The 3,043-nt window shown below is 54.9% G+C and carries 5 protein-coding genes; all 5 read left to right on the top strand.

Features of this window, described 5'->3' with window-relative positions:
• Positions 1 to 34: 34 nt before the first annotated feature.
• The 5 genes from D6694_07225 (at position 35) to D6694_07205 (ending at position 3,039) form a co-directional block, all read left to right on the top strand.
• Entirely contained in the window at positions 35 to 751 is a 717-nt protein-coding gene (locus tag D6694_07225; protein ID RMH43155.1) for a hypothetical protein, read from the top strand.
• 1 nt (position 752) lies between these two features.
• Entirely contained in the window at positions 753 to 1,160 is a 408-nt protein-coding gene (locus D6694_07220) for a hypothetical protein (GenBank protein ID RMH43154.1), read from the top strand.
• A gap of 313 nt (positions 1,161 to 1,473) precedes the next feature.
• Positions 1,474 to 1,719 carry a hypothetical protein gene (locus tag D6694_07215; GenBank protein RMH43153.1) on the top strand — a complete coding sequence of 82 codons (246 nt, stop codon included), beginning with the start codon at positions 1,474 to 1,476 and terminating at the stop codon, positions 1,717 to 1,719.
• Entirely contained in the window at positions 1,719 to 2,180 is a 462-nt protein-coding gene (locus D6694_07210; protein ID RMH43152.1) for a hypothetical protein, read from the top strand. Before D6694_07215 ends, D6694_07210 begins: the two co-directional genes overlap by 1 nt.
• Before the next feature lie 334 nt (positions 2,181 to 2,514).
• Complete coding sequence (locus D6694_07205) at positions 2,515 to 3,039, top strand: hypothetical protein (GenBank protein ID RMH43151.1); 525 nt, start codon at positions 2,515 to 2,517, stop codon at positions 3,037 to 3,039.
• Positions 3,040 to 3,043: the final 4 nt, after the last annotated feature.

Here is a 3,043-nt window from a genome sequence, read left to right as displayed (position 1 = left end):
GCGGTTTGGAGTGAGCCGGTCACGTGGTGGCCGGGTGAGACTGCATCTGAGCTGGTGGAACAGCTTGAAGTGCAGTGATTTAACGCCGGCTTTCGCGCTTTTGGCGCGGGCCGGCTTTTTTTATTGGGGTAAACTAAAAATGAGTATTCTTAATTGTACACAGCATACTGCTACGCGTGAGCAGCTTGCGGCGGGCGTTGTGGATCTGAACGGGGTGGATCGTGAGCTGTTGTTGAAGCTCATCACCTTTGAGTCCTTGCCTAATGATGCTCAGTTAGCCGATAGGTCAGCTGATTTTGCCGACTTTGTTGAAGCGCGCATTTTTGATTTTCAGTGCGCGCTGATCGCGCCGGCGCCGTTTTGGGCGTTTCATGTGGAGGCTGAGCTGCGGGCGCGGAACATCCCGTTTGTATATGCTTTTTCTCGCCGTGAGTCGGTGGAGGAGAAGCAGGTTGACGGGTCCGTGGTTAAGCGGTCCGTTTTTAAGCATGCCGGTTTTATTGGCCGGGTGCCGAAGCGGAGCGCGCGTGAGTCTGCCGTCCGGGCTGAAGTGCTGAAGCTGATGGGCGGCGGCCAGTTGGTTGGCGATCGATGGACTCCGGATCCTGAAAGCGGGATTATAGAGCCGGTGCCTGCTGAAGTTTGGACGGCGGCCGAAAAGGCTGTCGACGCGCGGCGCGTGTCTCATTCGCGCGCTGTGGAGCTGCACGGTGAGTGGCGCGGGCGGCATGTGCCTACTTGGAGGGGGTGATATGATTGGTAGTGATAGGTTACTTCGGGAGTTGGGTCTGGCTGCTGCTGAGATCACGGGATGTCGTTGTGATCCAGCGAATCGGCATTACGGGCTCTGCTCGAGTTGTGAGGCTGAAGTGCTTGCCGGATGGTGGCATCGGCTTTACCGGCTTGCGTACCAGGCGCAGGTGGGTGCGGTTGTTCGCGTTGGCGGGCTGCAGTTCAGGGTGGTCCCGGGCGGTGTTGAGTGTGTGGATCGCAAGGTGCCGCTTCAGTCAGTCGGGCGTGAGCGCCGGTTTGTCCGGCGCTTCTGGAGAACTTTTGGCGTGAGTCGATACCGGCTTGCGGGTGCCGGCTCGATGGCTGTCGATCGCGCCGTGTGGCGCGCGCGAGCTGAGCTTGAGCGTGCGGGTGTTTGTTGTTTATAAAAGTACGCCGGCGGCTGCTTTTGCAGCTGGCCGGCTTTTTTATGGAGCATTAGCTATGGATAAGGAAACTGTGAATAGGTTATGGGATAAAGCCCGGCGTGAGTTCGGGCTGGAGTACTGGCGAGAAGTGCCCTGTACTGAGCAGTGCAGGCATTGTGGCTATCCGCTTTATCGCGGTATGGATAGCGGCTATGTCGGTAGTGCAGAAGTGTTTTGTTCGAGGCGCTGTGCTGTTGAGAGTCTGCAGCGCTTGCAGTGACTATAACTGCCCGGCGCGGCTTGGGGCCGTGTCGGCCTTTTTGGAGGAAGAGAGATGGAAATAAAAAGAAAAGTTGACGGCGAAAAGTGGACTTTCTTTGCGGATCTGCCGCGTGAACCTGGTCGGCTGCCCGCCTATGTTTTCACAGATCGGGGGCTGCCGGGTCATGAAGGTACGCTGGGCTGGCAAATTTGTAAGGGCGGCGGCTTTGTCGGTGTGTGTGTTGATGCTGCCACTGAGAAGGAGTTTCTGCGTGCTGTGAATGCCTGGGTTGGCGCGTATCGCAAGGCTGTGCGTTAATGTCTGGCGGGCCGGTCTCGGCGTCTTATGACGCGGGCCGGTCCGTGCTTCAGGCCGATCGTGGAACTGGTTCGGCGCAAGCCCGTGGTGTGGCGTTCTTGATGTTGTTGAGCCTATTTGCTTTTTTTAGTTTGCTTTGGGTAAAAAGTATGGAGTTAACAAAATATATTGAAGTACAGTGTGAGAAGCGTTTTGAGTTGGGTGGTGAGGTGATTCGGCGCTGTGGTGACGGCTTCGAGATCGTCGGTGGTGGGCGGTTTGCTTCGGTTGAGGATCTGGTCTGGGAGCTGACTTGTGGCAAGCCGTGGGAGTGGCGCGTGTGTGAGTGTTGTTGGATGATGGTGCACATGCGTGATGTGGACTACAAGTTGTTTGCCGATGGTGAGCCGGTTGATGAGACTGTTTGTCTGTATTGCTCCGATTTGTTTGTGGCTTTGAATCCCGATGTGTATCGGGCGTGATCGTGGTTGCTGTCGGGTCGGCCTGACTGGTGGTCCTTTGGGGACGATCCGACTATGTACAGAGATGGGTCACATTTTGATGTGTATAGTTTAATTGGGAGTCGGTATGAGGCATGTAAAGTCGCTGTTGCGGATCATTGAAGCTGACACAGTGGCGCACGAAAGAGAGATAGGCCGCTATTTCAGTTTAACGAAGGCTAGCAAGCTAACTGACGGTCCTAAAAATGCTTTCAGTTTGCCCGCTGGTGTCACATGTCCGGGGAAAACCAGGTGCAAGTTGAATGGGTGCGCGGATTGTTACGCGAAAGGGGGCAATCACAGGTTTGCGCGGGTTATGCGGGCGCATGTTAGGAATTTCCTGACGCTTGAGGAATACCGGGCGCGTGGCGATGCGGCTGGCTGTGCCCGGGTGCTTGCCGGCAAAATCATCGGTGAATGTGTGCCGTGTTTCCGTGTGCACGAATCCGGCGATTTTTACAGTGAGTTTCAGATTGATGTGTGGGCGCGGGTTGCGCGCGCGTTGCCAGAGATTAAGTTTTGGGCGTACACGCGTACGTATTGGCTTAATTACGGTCCGCTGGTGGAGCTGCCCAATTGGCAACATTATTTCAGTATTGATGATGATAATTTTGAGGCGGTGCTTAAAACGAGGGCAAGCTTATCCTATGGGCATAAAATTAAGCTTGCTGAAATATCGCCCACAGGAATTGACTCTGCAAAATATATAACCAGGTCGACTGGCTTCACTTGCCCGGCGGGTAAGGGGCAAGCTTTGGACGGTGTGCCGGGTGCTTGCTTGAGATGTAAGCTGTGCTGGTCAGGCAAATGCCGTAAGAGTCCGGTGTTTATTAAACATTAACTAT

The sequence above is a fragment of the Gammaproteobacteria bacterium genome (assembly GCA_003696665.1).
Taxonomy (GTDB): Bacteria; Pseudomonadota; Gammaproteobacteria; order Enterobacterales.
The sequence above is the reverse complement of the archived record's forward strand: the minus strand, read 5'-3'. Positions and strand labels throughout refer to the sequence as shown.

Coding starts and splice junctions, on each gene's coding strand:
- D6694_07220 (RMH43154.1), top strand. CDS start 753: ATGATTGGTAGTGATAGGTTACTTCGGGAGTTGGGTCTGGCTGCTGCT.
- D6694_07215 (RMH43153.1), top strand. CDS start 1,474: ATGGAAATAAAAAGAAAAGTTGACGGCGAAAAGTGGACTTTCTTTGCG.
- D6694_07210 (RMH43152.1), top strand. CDS start 1,719: ATGTCTGGCGGGCCGGTCTCGGCGTCTTATGACGCGGGCCGGTCCGTG.
- D6694_07205 (RMH43151.1), top strand. CDS start 2,515: ATGCGGGCGCATGTTAGGAATTTCCTGACGCTTGAGGAATACCGGGCG.